This window comes from Paenibacillus sp. TAF43_2, from assembly GCF_052113545.1.
In the GTDB taxonomy this organism is placed as follows: domain Bacteria; phylum Bacillota; class Bacilli; order Paenibacillales; family Paenibacillaceae; genus Pristimantibacillus.
Window position 1 is genome coordinate 1 of the sequence record NZ_JBFRDK010000370.1, and the last position, 1,470, is coordinate 1,470.

Annotated in this window: 1 protein-coding gene; it reads right to left on the bottom strand. The window is 42.2% G+C overall.

The features are described from left to right. Positions 1 to 1,006: sulfate ABC transporter substrate-binding protein (locus AB4Z17_RS33450; RefSeq protein ID WP_441964758.1), on the bottom strand; the 1,006-nt coding region annotated here is incomplete at its 3' end. Positions 1,007 to 1,470: the final 464 nt, after the last annotated feature.

Genomic DNA, 1,470 nt, shown 5'->3' on the forward strand with positions numbered 1-1,470 from the left:
ATTCTAGAGTTTTGAATTGATCTGCATACTTTGCAGCAACTGTCTCCGAAATTGGACGGTAGTAGTTTTTAGCTGCAATTTCTTGGCCTTCTTCTGTGTAAAGGTATTTCAAGTAAGCTTCCGCTACTTCACGAGTTCCGCGCTCGTCTACCACTTTATCAACTACAGCAACTGGAGGTTCAGCAAGTATACTTAAAGAAGGATATACGATTTCGAATTTGTCTGGACCAAGCTCATTGATCGATAGGAAAGCCTCATTCTCCCAAGCAAGCAGTACATCGCCAATGCCGCGTTCTACAAACGTTGTTGTTGATCCGCGTGCACCGGAATCCAGTACAGGTACATGCTTAAATAATTGTGTAACAAACTCCTGTGCTTTCGCTTCGTCATTTCCATTTTGCTTAAGCGCATAACCCCATGCAGCAAGATAGTTCCAGCGAGCTCCGCCAGATGTTTTAGGATTTGGAGTAATAACTTCAACTTTGTCCTTGATTAGATCGTTCCAATCCTTAATGCCCTTTGGGTTTCCTTTACGAACTAGAAATACGATTGTTGATGTATAAGGAGCGCTGTTGTGCTCAAACTTTGATTGCCAATCCGCATTAATTAGCCCTGGCTCAACGATTGCATCGATGTCATAACCAAGTGCAAGTGTTACAACATCCGCCTTCAAGCCATCAATAACTGCGCGGCCTTGTTTACCAGACCCGCCATGCGATTGTTTAATCGTCACGTCTTGACCTGTTTCCGCTTTCCAATGTTTCGAGAATGCTGCGTTAAATGCTACATAAAGCTCACGAGTAGGATCGTAGGATACATTCAAAAGCTCAACTGGCGGTTTTGGTTTATCCGTAGGTGCGTCTGTTGCAGCTGTATTCGTTGCCTCGTTAGTAGGCTTATTCGTTTCTTTGTTTGTTTTGTTGTTGCCGCCTTGACCGCAAGCAGCCAATACAAGCACTAATGCCAATAGAATAACAACGGAACGAACATGAGTAATTTTCTTCATCTTTCCATACACCCCTTTTTTAAATTAACAGGCTTTCAGAAACATTTATGAAGTTTACTTCCTGTGAGGATGTTTCTCCTGGATAGGTGTTTGCTCCGGTTCGTCCGGTCGGAAAACATTATTCCTACCTGCTTAGTTGGTTATGGAAGAATCTTACCAGCGAGCCCCACTTTCTGTCAATACTTAATTTCAAATAATTGATAAGTCCTATAAGAAAGCTTTATATGCTAGCAGAACGAACGACACAGTATAAAAACAGCGCTCATTCTGAATACGCTTTCAACCATACTGAGATAAAGCTTGATGCTGCTGCCAGCCTTAAACAAAAATAAAAGCTTTGGTCAACAAATTCCTCGAATAGGAATCCGTTAACCAAAGCTTTAATCGATTACTTTTGTCCGCGCTTGTTTTCACCGGTAACCATGACGACTTCAACGTATGGCCGTATACGGTCCATTATACGC